14 protein-coding genes are annotated in these 14,942 nt (G+C 66.6%); 8 read left to right on the forward strand and 6 right to left on the reverse strand.

What is annotated here, in order from left to right; genetic code table 11:
* Positions 1-77 precede the first annotated feature (77 nt).
* Positions 78-1,133 carry an NAD(P)-dependent glycerol-1-phosphate dehydrogenase gene (locus tag EAF64_RS12120; RefSeq protein WP_129069259.1) on the forward strand — a complete coding sequence of 352 codons (1,056 nt, stop codon included), beginning with the start codon at positions 78-80 and terminating at the stop codon, positions 1,131-1,133.
* Here the strand turns inward: EAF64_RS12120 and EAF64_RS12125 are convergent.
* The 4 genes from EAF64_RS12125 to EAF64_RS12140 form a co-directional block, all read right to left on the reverse strand.
* Positions 1,126-1,605 carry a hypothetical protein gene (locus EAF64_RS12125; protein ID WP_129069260.1) on the reverse strand — a complete coding sequence of 160 codons (480 nt, stop codon included), beginning with the start codon at positions 1,603-1,605 and terminating at the stop codon, positions 1,126-1,128. The two genes, EAF64_RS12120 and EAF64_RS12125, sit on opposite strands and share 8 nt — an antisense overlap.
* A 130-nt stretch (positions 1,606-1,735) precedes the next feature.
* Entirely contained in the window at positions 1,736-2,626 is an 891-nt protein-coding gene (locus EAF64_RS12130; RefSeq protein ID WP_129069261.1) for an ABC transporter permease subunit, read from the reverse strand.
* On the reverse strand, positions 2,623-3,564 hold the full coding sequence (locus tag EAF64_RS12135) for an ABC transporter ATP-binding protein (RefSeq protein WP_129069262.1): 942 nt from the start codon (positions 3,562-3,564) through the stop codon (positions 2,623-2,625). The genes EAF64_RS12130 and EAF64_RS12135 overlap by 4 nt, the downstream gene beginning before the upstream one ends.
* Positions 3,565-3,617: 53 nt before the next feature.
* Positions 3,618-5,420, reverse strand: coding sequence for a S9 family peptidase (locus EAF64_RS12140; protein WP_129069263.1), 1,803 nt, complete (start codon positions 5,418-5,420; stop codon positions 3,618-3,620).
* 124 nt (positions 5,421-5,544) lie between these two features.
* On the opposite strand from EAF64_RS12140, the gene EAF64_RS12145 reads away from it, so the two are divergent.
* Positions 5,545-6,603: a glycosyltransferase family 4 protein gene (locus tag EAF64_RS12145; protein ID WP_129069264.1), complete on the forward strand. Its 1,059-nt coding sequence runs from the start codon at positions 5,545-5,547 to the stop codon at positions 6,601-6,603.
* Between the two features lie 54 nt (positions 6,604-6,657).
* On the forward strand, positions 6,658-8,106 hold the full coding sequence (locus tag EAF64_RS12150) for an acetyl-CoA hydrolase/transferase C-terminal domain-containing protein (protein ID WP_129069265.1): 1,449 nt from the start codon (positions 6,658-6,660) through the stop codon (positions 8,104-8,106).
* An 18-nt stretch (positions 8,107-8,124) separates the two neighbouring features.
* Here the strand turns inward: EAF64_RS12150 and folP are convergent, their stop codons facing one another.
* Positions 8,125-10,566: a dihydropteroate synthase gene (gene folP / locus EAF64_RS12155; RefSeq protein ID WP_129069266.1), complete on the reverse strand. Its 2,442-nt coding sequence runs from the start codon at positions 10,564-10,566 to the stop codon at positions 8,125-8,127.
* A 54-nt stretch (positions 10,567-10,620) separates the two neighbouring features.
* On the reverse strand, positions 10,621-11,277 hold the full coding sequence (locus tag EAF64_RS12160; RefSeq protein WP_129069267.1) for a helix-turn-helix domain-containing protein: 657 nt from the start codon (positions 11,275-11,277) through the stop codon (positions 10,621-10,623).
* A 266-nt stretch (positions 11,278-11,543) separates the two neighbouring features.
* Here EAF64_RS12160 and EAF64_RS12165 point away from each other — a divergent pair, with 266 nt between their 5' ends.
* The 5 genes from EAF64_RS12165 to EAF64_RS12185 all read left to right on the forward strand — a co-directional run bounded on the left by EAF64_RS12165 (position 11,544) and on the right by EAF64_RS12185 (position 14,919).
* Positions 11,544-12,575 carry a ribonucleotide-diphosphate reductase subunit beta gene (locus EAF64_RS12165; RefSeq protein WP_129069268.1) on the forward strand — a complete coding sequence of 344 codons (1,032 nt, stop codon included), beginning with the start codon at positions 11,544-11,546 and terminating at the stop codon, positions 12,573-12,575.
* 2 nt (positions 12,576-12,577) lie between these two features.
* On the forward strand, positions 12,578-12,838 hold the full coding sequence (locus EAF64_RS12170; protein ID WP_129069269.1) for a hypothetical protein: 261 nt from the start codon (positions 12,578-12,580) through the stop codon (positions 12,836-12,838).
* Positions 12,835-13,203, forward strand: a complete 369-nt coding sequence (locus tag EAF64_RS12175) for a 2Fe-2S iron-sulfur cluster-binding protein (protein WP_129069270.1) — start codon at positions 12,835-12,837, stop codon at positions 13,201-13,203. The genes EAF64_RS12170 and EAF64_RS12175 overlap by 4 nt, the downstream gene beginning before the upstream one ends.
* Before the next feature lie 210 nt (positions 13,204-13,413).
* Complete coding sequence (locus tag EAF64_RS12180) at positions 13,414-14,145, forward strand: SCP2 sterol-binding domain-containing protein (RefSeq protein ID WP_129069271.1); 732 nt, start codon at positions 13,414-13,416, stop codon at positions 14,143-14,145.
* A 210-nt stretch (positions 14,146-14,355) separates the two neighbouring features.
* The gene (locus EAF64_RS12185; protein ID WP_129069272.1) at positions 14,356-14,919 is read left to right on the forward strand and encodes an SCP2 sterol-binding domain-containing protein; all 564 of its coding nucleotides are present in this window, start codon (positions 14,356-14,358) and stop codon (positions 14,917-14,919) included.
* The last annotated feature ends 23 nt before the right edge of the window (positions 14,920-14,942 follow it).

Consider the following 14,942-nt stretch of genomic DNA (forward strand, 5'->3'; position numbering starts at 1 on the left):
CTCCGTCCGTCGTTCCGCCGGGAGGCCATCCTCTATCGAGAGAAAAGGGTTTCACGCGTCGGCCGAGACGGGAACACATGTTCGACAAGTCGACGTGGATACGCCTGCCCCGGAACGTGGTGGTCGGGCACGGCGTCCTCGACGAGACGGTCGACGCCGTCGCGGAACTCCACCTGACGGGCCGGCCGCTCGTGGTGACGAGTCCGACGCCCCGGGAAGTGGCGGGGGACCGCGTCGTCGAAGGGTTCGGGAAGGAGGGAGCCGATCCGGCGCTGACGACGGTCCAGGAGGCCAGCTTCGGGGAAGTCGAACGCGTCATCGAGACGGCACAGGCCGAGGAGGTCGGCTTCCTGATCGGCGTCGGTGGCGGGAAAGTCATCGATATCACGAAGATGGCGGCCGACGAACTCGGGAAGGGGTTCGTCTCGGTGCCGACGGCGGCCAGTCACGACGGCATCGTCAGCGGCCGCGGCTCGGTGCCCGAGGAGGACACGCGCCACAGCGTGGCCGCGGAACCGCCGCTGGCGGTCGTCGCCGACACCGAAATCCTCGCAGAGGCCCCCTGGCGGCTCACGACTGCCGGGTGTGCGGACATCATCAGCAACTACACCGCCGTCAAGGACTGGCAACTCGCCCACCGGTTGAAAAACGTCGAGTACTCGGAGTACGCGGGCGCACTCAGTCAGATGACCGCGGAGATGTTGGTCGAGAACGCCGACTCGGTCAAGAAAGGGCTCGAAGAGTCGGCGTGGGTCGTCGTCAAGGCGCTCGTCTCCTCGGGCGTGGCGATGTCCATCGCCGGGTCGTCCCGGCCGGCCAGCGGCGCCGAACACCTCTTCTCCCACCAACTCGACCGGCTCGTGCCCGGGGCAGCGCTCCACGGTCATCAGGTCGGCGTCGGGTCCATTATTACGGAGTACCTCCACAGCGGCGAGACCGAGTGGCGCAAAATCAGGGACGCGCTGGCCCGGATCGGCGCGCCGACGACGGCCGATGAACTCGGGATCGACGACGAGACGGTGATCGAGGCGCTGACGACGGCCCACCGTATCCGGGACCGCTACACGATCCTCGGCGACGGCGTGAGCGAGCCGGCGGCCCGCGAGGCGGCCCGCGCGACCGGCGTCATATGAGGAGTTGACTCTCCGGCGGGTCGGCGCGCCACCGACAGTCCGCCGGCAGGGTGCCGTCGACGTGTGTCCCGTCGAACAGCGCGACCAGGCGGTACACCGGATCGTCGTCCGCGTCGTGTTCGTTCCGGACGCCGGCGATGGTGACAGCCTGGAGGCCGTCGATCCGGCACTCGACACCGACCGAGTTGGTGACGGCGCGGCGGGCGCGGTCCTCGATGGATTCCGCTGGACCGACGGCCGACCCGGGCGGTCGCGCCTCGTCGCCGTCGGACATGACGAGTACCTCGCCCGCCTCGTTTCGGACGTGCACGTCCGCTCGGGCGACCGACTGCCGCCACTCCTGGACGGTCTCCTCGTAACAGCCCGACGGAATCGACACTGTCGTCTGGGACACCGGGAACGACTCGTACCCCTGTTCGAGTTCGGCCAACATGTCTTCGACGCGGTCCCGGGACCGACCGGCAAGACTCATGCAACCAGACACGGACCAGCGAACGTTAAACCCGTCACATCTTTTCGACCTCTCGGTAAGGACGCAACCCCCGATTGACGCCGGACGGAGAGCGGATGGTATCGAGCGATGAGCCGACCGAAAGCGGTGGTCAGCCGAGGTCGGCGTTGCGGAAGACGGAGTGGGCCACCAGCACGGAGCCGACCACCCAGACGAGCAAGACGAGCAAGGCGAAGTACTCCGACAGGTAGAACGCGCCCGATTGCTGAGCCTGGACTGCGCGTCGTGGGACACCGTCCAGTCCGAGACCGGGATACCTCGCGATCGGGACGACGAGCGACACGACCCGAGAGTACGCGGCACTCGGGGAGAGGTACGTGAGAAAGAGGTACCAGCTCGGTGGTTGGAGGGGCACCGCTCCACCGGCGAACACCGAGTAGAAAAACTGGGTGATGCCGGTCCAGATGGCCTGGGTCACGACGAACAGGGCGACGACGGCCATCACCGCTCGCCGTCGGGTGCTCACGATCGCCGAGGTACTCACCGACAGGGTCGTGTAGACACCCCCGAGCAGGACCGTCGCGAGAAACATACCGACGAACCGCCAGAGGAAATCGAGCGGCGAGGTTAGGCCGACGAGCACCAGGATGCTAGCGATCATGGTGAGAAACCCGGCAGCGATACCGACGCCGATCACGGCCGTCCGGCCGAGGACCTTCCCGACGAGAATCTCCGCGCGCTCGAAGGGCAGTCCGAGCAGGAGTTTTATACTCCCCGTTCGCCGCTCACCGACGATCGACACGTAGCCGGCGATCAGCGCGAGAATACAGACGATCCAGGAGATCCACTGCGTCAGTCCACCGAGGACGAGCACCGGGAGGAACCGTTGGGGAAAGCCCTGCGGGAGTTGCGCCTGTGAGACACGGAACGTAGCGAAGATAGCGATCAGTGCCAGGGCACCGCTGAGAGCCCAGACCGTCTTCGACCTGATGGCGTCGTCGAAGTCCTTCCGGGCCATCGTGACGAGCTGGTGGTCTCTCATGCCGACACCTCCGGTTCGGGCTCGTCCGCGTCCTCGTCGATCAGTTCGGCGAACAGCTCTTCGAGCGACGATTCGGCGGTCTCGAAGTCCACGACGGTCGCGCCGCCCTCTTCGAGCCGGTTGATGACCTTGGCCTTCGCCGTCGAGTCCGACAGGTTCATCGTCAGCTCCGGCCCGTCGGCCCGGACGTTGCTCACGTCGTCCATCGCTTCCAGATCCGACAGCGTGAGGTCCGGTTGCTGGTCGACGGTGACGTGTAGCGTCGTCCCGACGCCGATAGTGTCGCGGATCTCGTCGAGGGTCGCCACCTCGATGAGTCGGCCCTCGTTCATGATACCGACCCGATCACAGACCGCCTCCACCTGCCCCAGGATGTGGCTGGAGAAGAAGACGGTCGCACCCCGGTCGACCTCTTCCCGGATGATGTCCCGCATCAGTCGGATGCCGTTCGGGTCCAGCCCCGTGGACGGTTCGTCGAGGATCAGCAGGTCCGGTTCGCCGATCAGGGCCATCCCGAGGACGAGCCGCTGGGCCATCCCCTTCGAGTAGTCCCCGGCGTTCCGCTCGGCGTCCTCGGGGTCGAGCCCCACCCGGTCGAGGATGTCGTCGGGATCGTCGTCGGCCTGGCGAGCCTGCACGACGAACTCCAGGTGTCGCCGGCCCGAGAGCCGTTCGTACAGCTTGTAGGCGTCGGGCAGGACGCCCACCCGTTCGCGGATGGCGACGGCCTCCCCCCGCGTCCGGTGGCCGAAGACGCGCGCCTCCCCCGAGGTCGGCGGCGTGTAGTCCAGCAACATGTTGATGAGCGTCGACTTCCCGGCCCCGTTCGGTCCCAGAAAGCCGAAGACCTCCCCCTGTTCGACGGTCAGGTCGACCGAATCGACGGCGACCACCTCCCCGTAACGCCGTGTCAAGGCGTCCGTCTCGATCGCTGCCATACTCACCCTCTCTACTGCCCCGTCAACAAGTTTTCCCCTTCGACAGTAACAGGTTAGACGTGCCGGTCGAGGAAGTCGACCACGGCCGTGTAGGCCGCGATCCTGTTTTCCAGCTTGGAGATCCCGTGGCCCTCGTCCTCGAAGATCAGTTTCTCGACGGGGACGCCCTGGGACTGGACCTCCTCGACGATCTGTTCGGCCTCCCCGACGGGCACCCGTGGGTCGTTCGCGCCGTGGAGGACGAACAGTGGAGCCGTGATTCGGTCGGCGTGGTTGAGCGGGCTGATCGATTCGAGGAAGGCCCGGTCGTCCTCCAGCGAGCCGTACTCGGCCTCGCGGTGTTCCTGCCGCCACGCACCCGTGTTCTCGAGGAAGGTGACGAAGTTGGCGATCCCCACGGAGTCGACGCCGGCTGCCCAGAGGTCCGGGTACTCCGTCAGCGCCGCCAGCACCACGAACCCGCCGTAGGAGCCGCCCTTGGCGACGATCCGGTCGGGGTCGACCGCGGCGTGGTCGGTGAGCCACTCGACGGCCGCCCGGATATCCTGCACCGAGTCCATCCGCTTTTCCACGTCGTCGAGGTGCGTGTAGGCCGTGCCGTAGCCCGTCGAGCCCCGGACGTTGGGCTCGAAGACCGCGTAGCCCCGCGAGAGGAAGTACTGGGTGAGCCCCGAGAAAGAGGGGCGACGCTGGCTCTCGGGCCCGCCGTGGATGTCGACGATCACGGGGACGCCACCGGACGGTCTGTGCTCCTCGGCTGGCAGCGTGAAGTAGGCTGGAATCGCCCGGCCGTCGAAGGTCTCGTAGTGGACGAGTTCGGGCTCCCGGAAGGAGGATCGGGGGATGCCGGCGGTCGAGGCGCGGGTCCACTGCTCGGTCTCGCCGGACTCGAAGGCGACGCGGTGGACGTTCGTGTTGTTGGTCCGACTCGACGCAGAGAGCGCGAAGGTCTCGCCGTCGGGACCGAAGCTCACGCCGCCGGCGGTACCTTCGGGCAGGTCGGGCGCGGGCCGGGGGTCGTACTCGGTCGCGCCCGTCAACGCGCCGACCGTGATATCGGTGTAGCCGTCGACGTTCCGGGAGAACGCCAGGCGGCCGGTCTCGTCGTCCAGCGCGATGCCGTCGACGTTCCACTCCCCGCCGTCCTCGACGACGGCGAAGTCCCCCGTGTCCAGGTCGAGCCGTTCCAGCCGGAGTGTGTCGCTATCGCGGTCGGTACAGCAGTAGATCGCCTCGCCGTCGGGACCCCAGGAGGGACTGTTGTACCTGACGTCCCCGTCGTGGGGCGTGACGTGTTCGAGGTCGCGCGAGTCGAGATGGAGGACGTACAGGTCCTTGTCGAACGAGGAGGTGTGTTCGGTGACCAGCAGGCAGTCGTCGTCGGGGCTCCAGCCCGCCAGCGCGAGCCAGCCGTCGCCCTCGTAGACGAGGTCGGTCGCCTCCCCCTGCTCGTCGCGGCCCTGCACGTACACGTCGAAGACGGACTCGTCGCGGCGGTTTGCGGCGAAGGCGATGCGGTCGCCGTCGTGGGACCAGCCGCCCCAGTAGTGGATGGCGTCGGGCGTGTCGGTGAGTGGGTGGACGTCGCCCGAGTCCAGGTCGAGGCTGAACAGCTGGGTGAACTCGTCGCCGCCTTCGTCCATGCCGAAGGCGAGTTCGCGGCGCTCGGGCGAGAACGAACAGAAGGTGACGCGTTCGTCGTAGAAGGTGCGTTGATCGGGCCAGCCGGCGGGGTCGTCGAGCGTCCAGATCTGTGGCGTGCCGGTCGTGTCCATCAGGAAGGCGACGGTGCCGTCCGGACCCATGGACGCGCCGTAGGCGCTGCGGACGTTGAGGTACCGCTCCAGGTCGTGCATGGCTGTCGGTCGGACGGACAGCGTATACGTTTTTATCCGACGACCCGGCGACGCGACCGAAAGGAGCGCCTCCGTGTCGGACAAAGGACAGGGATTTTTGATCGGTCGCCGTGTCCCCCCGGGTATGCGGGTCGCCTTCGTGTCGGAGCGGACGGTGTTTCACGAATCCACCGAGGGGCGGGACCGCCTCCACCGCATCGCGACGAACCTCGAGGCTCGCGGCCACGACGTGATCGTCTACTGCGCCCAGTGGTGGCCGGACTACCCCGAGACCATCGAGCACGAGGGGATCACCTACCGCGGGATCACCGTCTCCGACTCGAAGGCGGCCTTTCTCGCCCGGATTCCCTGGGTGGTGGCACTGGACCGCCCGGACGTGATTCACGCGACGCCCGAACCGCCGGCCGTCGTCACCGCGGCGAAACTCGCGGCCCTCCCCGCCCGCGCACCGTTGGTCGTCGAGTGGTTCGGCGACGAGAGCCTACCCGACTCGCGAACGACGAGATACGCCGCGAAGGTGCCGGATACCGTGATCACCCCCTCGGAACTGGTCCGGACTCACGTCCGCGAACACGGAGCGACCAGCGACAACACGCGAGTCGTCCCCGAGAGCATCGACACGTCGCTGATCGACGAGGTCGAACCGGACGCGGACGCCGACATCGTCTACGCCCGGGATCTGGACGCCGACGCGAACGTCCAGACGCTGTTGCTCGCGCTGGCCGAGTTGCGCCGCCGGGACTGGTCGGCGACGATCGTCGGCGACGGCCCCCGGCGCGAGGAGATCGAACAACAGGCCGCAGACCTCCGGATCGACGACCGGATCACCTTCGCCGGCGACCTCGACCGCGAGGAGCGGCTCTCGATCTACCGGGGCGCACACACCTTCGTCCACACCGCATTCCGGGAGAACTTCGCCACGGAGTTGCTCTGGGCGCTGGCCTGTGGCTGTATCGGTATCGTCGAGTACCAGGCCGAGTCCAGCGCGCACGAACTCATCGAGACCTACCGCCGGAGCTTTCGGGTCACCGACGACGAGGAACTCACCGAGGCCATCCGGGACGCCGCCGGCATGGAACGGCTGGATCGAGACCCCGACATGGACCAGTACGACCACGAGGAAGTCCTCGATCAGTACCTCGACTGCTATCGGGACCTGCGCGAGGAACGCGGCCTGTTTTGATGGGGCTCACTTCTACGGCGTCCAGGCTTTCCCTCGCGGGCTGGAAGTATCGGTATGCACGAGACGACAGACCGCGTCGCCGACGGCGTCGCGACCACCGACGCCGCCGCGGCCGCCGACACGATCCCCGACGACGGTATCGTCCCGATGAGCGGTCTCAGCGCCGGCCCGAAAGACGTGGCTCACGAACTGGCCGCCTCGAATCGGGACCGCTCGCTGACGGTCCCCGCGAGCGCCGACGCCGGCTTCGTGGCCGACACCGAGTTACCCAACGCCGACGCGCTCGACCTCCGGTATCCCTTCTCGGCGTGGCCCAACCTCAAGCGGGCAGTCAACGAGGGCCGCGTGGACTTCGTCGACGATCACCTCTCGGTCGTCGAGCAGTCGGTCGCACGGGGGCACTTCGGCGACCCCGACGTGGCGGTCGTGGAAGCCCTCGCAGTAGGGGAAGACTGGCTCGTGCCCACGACCGCCGTCGGCGCCGTTCCGGCGTTCGTCGCCGCGGCCGACGCAGTGATCGTCGAGGTCAACGAAGCGCTCCCGCTCGAACTCCAGCGTCTGCACGACACCTGGACACCGTCGCCGCCACCCCGGGACCCACTCTCGCTGTCCGACCCGGGTGAACGTCTGGGCGACCAGTTCGTCCGGTTCGAGCCCGACAAACTGGCGGCCGTCGTCCGCACCGAGAACGACCCGGTCCCCTACCCTTTCCGGGAACCGACCGACGCAGAAGCCGCCATCGCCGACAACGTGGTCGACTTCCTGGCCGACGAACTCGTCGACAACCGCGCGTTCCGCGAGCGGTTCACTTTCGAGGTCGGCATCGGCTCGCTGGGCAACGAGATTACCGAGCGGATCGGCGACCTCGACTTCGGCGACCGCCGGGTTGACTACTACGGCGAGGTCGCACAGGACGGGTTGCTGGATCTACTGGAGGCGGGGACGCTCTCGGCCGCGAGCGCGACCGCGCTCGTCCTCGGTGAAGACGGCGTGGACCGCCTGCTCGACCGCCCCGAACTCGTGGCCGAGAACGCCTGTACGCGCTCGATGAGCGTCTCGAACGACCCTGGGCTGATCCGGGCGTTCGGCGTCGTCGCGATCAACACCGCCGTCGAGGTCGACGTGTACGGCCACACCAACTCCTCGCACGTCCAGGGCTCACAGCTCCTGCAGGGCATCGGCGGCTCCGGCGACTTCGCGCGCAACAGTCTGCTCTCGACGATGGTGTTACCTTCGACGGCAAAAGACGGTGCAGTCTCGCGGATCGTGCCCATGGCCTCTCACGTGGATCACCCGGATCACGACGTGGACGTGGTGGTGACCGAACACGGCGTGGCCGACCTGCGCGGGCTGACGCCGGACGAGCGGTTCGAGACGGTCGTCGAGCAGTGCGCGGATCCCGACTTCCGGCAGGAGCTCAGACGGTACGGCGAACGCGCCGCCCGGGGCGGCGGACACATGCCACACGACCTGCCGACGGCGTTCGGCATGCACGGCGAGTGAACGGACGGGCGACCGCCGTCACTCGTCGACGTCGAGCGACTCGTCGGCGGCTTCGACCGCCCGGACGGCGGCGACGTTCTCTTGCACGTCGTGGACGCGGACGATATCGGCCCCGCGCTCGGCGGCCAGCGTCGTCCCCGCGACGGTCGCGGCCAGCCGCTCGTCGGGACCCCGGTCGATCCGCCCGAACATCGACTTGTGAGAGTGGCCCACGAGGACGGGACAGCCAAGCGCTCTGAACTCGTCGATCCGACCGAGCAACTCGAAGTCCTCGGCGGGGGACTTCCCGAACCCGATGCCCGGGTCGACGATGATCTGTTCGCGGTCCAGCCCCGCCTTCTCCGCCAGGACGATGCGTTCGGTCACCTCGTCGACGACGTCGGTGACCACGTCGTCGTACTCGCGGTCGGTGTCGGGGTCGACCGGCGTCTCCTCGCTGTGCATCACGACGACGGGTACGTCGTGGTCGGCCGCGACCAGCCGCATCTCCGGGTCTTCGAGGCCGGACACGTCGTTGAGGATATCCGCACCCGCGTCTAGGGCCGCCCGGGCGACCGCCGCCTTGCGCGTGTCGACCGCGATAGTGGTGTCGAGGTCGCTGATTTCTTCGATCACCGGGACGACGCGGTCGATCTCCTCGGCCGCAGGGACGGGCTCGGCTCCGGGCCGGGTCGACTCGCCGCCAACGTCGACGATGTCGACGCCGTGGTCGACCATCTCCTCGGCGCGGGCGACGGCGGCCTCGACGGCCTCGTACTCCCCGCCGTCGTGGAAGCTGTCGGGCGTGACGTTGAGGATGCCCATGACTGCCGTCCCGTCCTCCCAGGGGTAACCGAGCTCGTCGGGGCCGTGGCCCTCGATCTCCAGGGCTGCCCGCAACTCGTCGGCCAGCGGCGACAGGCCGTAGGGCTGGCCGTCGAGTTTGCCGGCGAGGCGCTTGAACTGCGCGAGCGTCCCCATCAACACGGCGTCGACGTTCTCGCGGTCCTGATCGACCAGCCCGGAGACGGCACACTCCCCGCCCAGCGAGAGCATCTCTTCTTTGAGGTACTGGGCCTGCCGTGGCTGGACACGGGTTCGCAGGACGCGGTGGACGCCCTTCCCGCCCATCCGCCAGGCGCCGGCGTCGGTGACGTGGGCGGCCGAGAGCGTCTCGCGGGCCTCGGCGACCGAGTCGACGCGCTTTGGCACCGTCGGACGGGTCCAGCCCGCTCGGGCTTCCGCGACGCAGTACAGCGAGCCGGTCACGAGGACGCAGTCGTCGGGACCGGCGGCGTCGCGGGCCAGCTCGAACGCGCCGGCCACGTCGCTGCGGGTCTCAACGGTGGCCTCGCCCTGGGCCTCGAACGCGCGTGCGAGCACGTCGTCGTCCTCGGCGCGGCCGAGGTCCGGTTCGCAGGCGACGACGTGCTCGGCGTCGGGCAGAGCGGCTGCGATACCGCGGTGGTCCTTGTCGCTCATCGCGCCGATCACGACGTGCAGGTCGTCGTAGTCGAACGAGTCGAGCGTGTCGGCGAGGGCGGCGCACCCACCAGGGTTGTGTGCGCCGTCGAGGACGACGAGGGGGTCCCGTCCCATCACCTCGAACCGACCGGGCCAGTGGGCGTTGCGCAGGCCGCGTGCGATGTCGTCCCGATCGAGGTCCGCGACCTGCCGGGCCAGCGCAGCCGCCACCCCGGCGTTGCGGGCCTGGTGTTCGCCCAGCAGCGGCAGTTTGGTGTCGACCGACCAGTCGCCACCGTCGAGCGAGACGGCCGCTTCCAGTCCGTCGCGCCCGCCGTAGGCGACGGTGCAGTCCTCGTCTGCGTCGGTGCCCACGGTGTAGAGGTCGCCGGCGACGTCGCGGGCGGCCTCGCGAGCGTCACCGGTCGTGCCCGTCACGAGGGGTGCGTCGTCGGGAGCGACGTGGGCCTTGTCGCGAGCGATCTCGGCGACGGTGTCGCCCAGCAGGTCGGTGTGTTCGAGGGTAACAGTCGTGACGGCGCTGGCGACGGGGTCGACGACGCTGGTGGCGTCGTGGCGGCCGCCGATGCCGACTTCCAGGACGGCAACGTCCACGTCGGCGCGCCGGAAGGCCCACAGCGCCATCACCGTGAGCGTCTCGAAGAAGGTGGGAGCGTCCCCGTCGGCCGCGCGGTCGGTGACGTAGGGCCTGGCGTCGTCGACGAACTCGACGAGGGCGCGTTCGGTGAGTTTGTGGCCGTTGATCCGGACGCGTTCGCGGACGTCGTCGAGGTGGGGAGACGTGTAGAGGCCGACGTCGAGTCCGGCTTCGCGGAGGACGCGTTCGGTCATCCGCGCCGTGCTGCCCTTCCCGTTCGAGCCGGCGATCTGCACCGCGCGAACGGACTCCTGTGGGTCGTCGAGGTGGGCCAGGAAGTCCCGCGTCGCCGTCGTGCCCGGCCGCGGCGGGTACCGGCGCAGGTCGAACAGAAAGTTCGCCGCGTCGTGGAACTCCATATCGCGTCCGAACACAGCGGCGCGCTTTAGACTGTCGGACTCGGGCCTCTGCGGTCAGTCGGGCCCGACCTGTGAGATGATTCGGGACTCGATCTTCCGGAGGTGTTCGCCGACGGTGCTGGTCGAACAGTCCAATTCCCCGGCGATGTCCTCGTTGGTCGCCTGCCGGGGAATCTCGTAGTACCCCTTCGCGAGGGCGACTTCCAGGACCTCGAGCTGGCGCTCGGTCAACAGCGTCGTGACGTCGACGCGATCGACCGGTCCCGAATCGTCTTCCTGGAGTTCGATGTCCAGATCGCCGGGGCGCATCCGTGCGGCCTCGCGGATCTTCTTGAAGTCGCCCGCGACGCTCATGTGCAGGCCGCCGTCGTCGTCGATGTCGACCGGCGGGTCGATGATGAGGTCGTACTCGTCCATGAGCTGGATCATCGCCGAGAGGACCGTGTTCGCCGCGAAGCGAACGTGTGCGCGCACGCCGTCGTCCGCCACGTCGAACACGTCGTAGGAGAGGGCGCTCTCCTCGTCTTCCAGAATGGCCTCCAGTTCGTCGGCGTCACCGGTGAGGTGATAGAGCAGGACGCTCGTCCCGTCGGACATCAGATCGAAGTGGAGCGCGGCCTCGCGGGTTAACTCGGGATGCTCGACGATCGCCTCGTCGAGCGGATTGTACGTTCCGTCCTCCGTCCGGAGGACGATGTTGAACTCCCGCATGTCCTCCAGTTCCAGCCATGGGAACAAAAGGGGTTCGGCAGTGATGTGAGGTGAGGGGCCCGGTAACGGGAGTCACAGGCGCTGAACGTCCTGTTCGATGATGACAGACGAGTGGAAGAGACGCGTCGTGGTTGCAGTGGTATTATCACACACGCGTTTGTATCGGTGGCTCGACGGCTGATTCCAGCGTCGAACCCGCTGTTAAAAAGTTCCTCATATTATCGGGGGTATATGTATCCACCTGTCTGTTGTACCGTCTCGTGGGTATGGACGCCAGCACTGATCAGATCAAAGCGGGGCGAATTGATACCGACAATACGTACTACGAACTGTACCAGAAGTCGGTCGAGTTGGGGACGTGGGACGCCGAGAAGCTGATGCACAAGGTCGGTTTCGAGGAGGACCGGGAAGTCTGGAACTCGCTCGACGACAACGAGAAAGAGCAGTGGGCGCGGCTCATTTCGTACTTCATCGACGGCGAACACGCGGTCGCACAGGACGCCCGTCGCATCATGAAGACGGTGTCCTCGCCGTGGTTCGACCGGTCGATCGAGAAGGAGATGTTCGCCTCCGCGCTGGCTTTGGAGGAGGCAAAGCACACGCAGTTTTTCGACCTGTACCTGACGAACGTGATGGTCGACAAGTTCCCGCAGTACGAGCTCGACACGCGTCGCGGGGGCATCCAGATCCCCCGGACCGAGGCCTGCGGTGCGGGCGAGATGTTCGAGCGCCAGGGGACGCTGCAGGCACAGGCGGCCGACGGCGGTGACCCGACCGACATCGCCCGCGCGGCGACGAACTACCACATCGGCGTCGAGGGAATCCTCGCCCGGGGTGGCTACTTCGCCAAGAACCGGATGATGCAGGAAGCCCCGCTCAAGCTGCTCAACAAGGGCTTCCAGTTCATCAGTACCGACGAGGGCCGACACATTACCTTCGGGCTCGAAGTGCTGAACGAGCTCATCGAGAAGGAACGCGACGGGGTTCCGGCGTACCAGGGCGTCGAGAACGCCATCTGGGAGCAGGCCGTCGAAGACATCGGCTACATCACGGACACAGCCTACTTCATCACCGAGTCCGTCGGCGACCCACTCGACGTGGACTTCGACGAACTCGTGAACCGCGGTGCGCGGCTGGCCGGGGACATGATGTTCGACACGCTCGACCTGGACGCTGGGAGCGCCACGGAGTTCATGCAGGCCGCCGCCGACGCCATGGAGGACGCACAGGGCAGCGACTACGAGGCGGTCATCGAGAAGTACGACCACATCTACTCGGCCAAGATGGCGGGTGACTGATCATGACGGAACTCAAAGACATCGAAGGTGCGGAGTTCACCGCATCGGACGACGAGATCGACGATGCCATCGAGGAAGCAGCAGACGACCTCGGGATGCCCCCCGAGAAAGTCGAGGAAGAAGTGGCCTACATCCTCGATTCGGGGACGGGCCGGGCCAACAACGAGGGGGTCGCCGGCGCGGCCGCCAGCGACAACGAGGACACCAACAACGATCCGCGACTCGAAGCGCTGGAGATGTACAAGCTTCGCCAGGAGCTATGAGCGGGCGGGCAGACACGGGCGAGGACACGACCGACGAACCCGTCACGGACGGCGGGACCCACGAGGTGACCCTCGAACACGAGGGCGAGGAGATCACCCTCTCGGTCGACGAGGACGAATACATCCTCGACGCGGCCGAGGAGGCCGGCCTGGACCTGCCCTACTCCTGTCGGAAGGGACAGTGTACCTCCTGTGTCGGGACGGTCGAAGCGGGAGAGATCGACCAGAGTGAAGGCGCGGCACTCGACCCGATGCAGGAGGACGACGGGTTCGCCCTCCTCTGTATCACCTATCCCAAGTCGGACTGCACCATCGAGACCGACACCCAGAGCGACATGTTCGGCGGCGACATGGACATCCTCTAGGTCGGCCGAGACGACTGTTTTATCGACTTTCGGTGGCTTTCGACGCCGGCGTCGAGTGACTTACTGAGCCTAGCTTTCGGCACTACACAGTATTTAAATAACCTCACATTGACGGGGGAAATGTTTTTGATATCTCCGGTGTCCGTTTGGGTGGATCCGTTGGCGGGCACCCAGTTGGGGGACGCGTGACCGCGCAACGGGGTGATACCTATGAGTACACAGGAACAACAGTTCGAACTCGACGATTACTTCCCGACCACGGCATGGCTTACCAGGTACCAGCACGCACTCGACGACAGTCAGGAACTCGAAGACACCGGCGAGGGCTGGGGCGTCGGCTGGAACGGCGACTTCGTCTTCGAGATGCTGAACCTCCCGATCGAGGAGCGAACGGTGAACGACCTCCCCGAGGAGGTCTGGGAGGCCCTCGAACAGGGGATCACCCAACTGCCCGAGGACACGCTGGAGACCGTCCTCGAAGACGCGCCCGAAGACGTCGCCGACGGGATCGAAGCCCGCGACGGGCCGCTCCCCGAGCGGGCGGCCCAGGAACTGCTGGAGACGAAGATCTCGGAAGCGCCCGAGAAGGTCTGGCCCGGACTCCGCCGCGTCATGCCGGACATCATGGACGACCTGCTCACGGAACTGGAAGAGAACGTCACCGACGACGGGACGGTCTACGCCTGGATCGGTCTTGAAGACGGTGGCTGTTACGACACGACGACCATGGACACGCTCGACGAGCGCGACCACGGATTCGTCCTGACCGGCGACTTCGACCAGTGGGTCGACCTGGTCAACGGCGACCTCGACGTCGTCGAGGCCATCATGTCCGGGAAGCTAGAACTGGACGGCGACATGCAGAAGATCCTCCAGTACTCCGACGCCGCGCTGACGATGACCGACGTCGCCAGCGACCTGGACAAGCGCTTCCTGTTCTAACTGTCCCACTCCGAATATTTTCTTCGCGCATACTGTCCGGTTTCAGAGCGATCAGCGTGTAAATTTCCTTCGTGTTGTTCAACAAATCGAACGGGTTCCGAGTTCGTATATAAACCCCCCTCACATACGACGGGGTACCCTCAGGGGGATAGCGCAAGAACAGGGAGGTAGCCATCGGCCACAGGGTGCCGGTGGGGAATGGGCGAAACTATGTCAGACGAACTCATCACACGCGTCGAAGAAACGCTCGACAAGGACGAAGCACAGCTCAAAGAGGACCTGCCGGGACTGCTCGACGACATCGACGGGCAGGAGGAAGAACTCATCGGCGAGAACCCCGAACTGTTCGCGCAGGTCATCGGCCGCATGGGCGATATCGACATCGCGAGCTTCTACGAGGACGAGCCCGAGGCCGGCGACCAGTTCCAGGACCTGCTCTGGACGGGCGTCAACATGCTCGTCGAGGAGAACCCGGAGATCAAGGATCAGATCGCCGCCGACATCACGGCGAACTTCGAGGCCGACGACTGCCCGATGCAGGGTCACCTCGACGTCAACGCCAGCGAGGAGACCATCACCGGCGGCTCCGGCACTGTCTCGGACGCCGACCTCACGCTGACCGGCCCCGCCGACACGCTGACCGGCCTCATCACCGGCGGCATCGACCCGGTGCAGGGCTTCATGCAGCAACAGTACGAACTGGACGGGTCCGTCCAGAAGGGCACCCAGCTCGCCTCCGTCATGGGCGAGATTACGGACAACGTCCCGAACTGACGCCGCCAGCGTCGCGATCAGGG

Origin of the sequence: Halorientalis pallida (assembly GCF_004118325.1) — an archaeon.
GTDB classification, from domain to species: Archaea; Halobacteriota; Halobacteria; order Halobacteriales; family Haloarculaceae; genus Halorientalis; species Halorientalis pallida.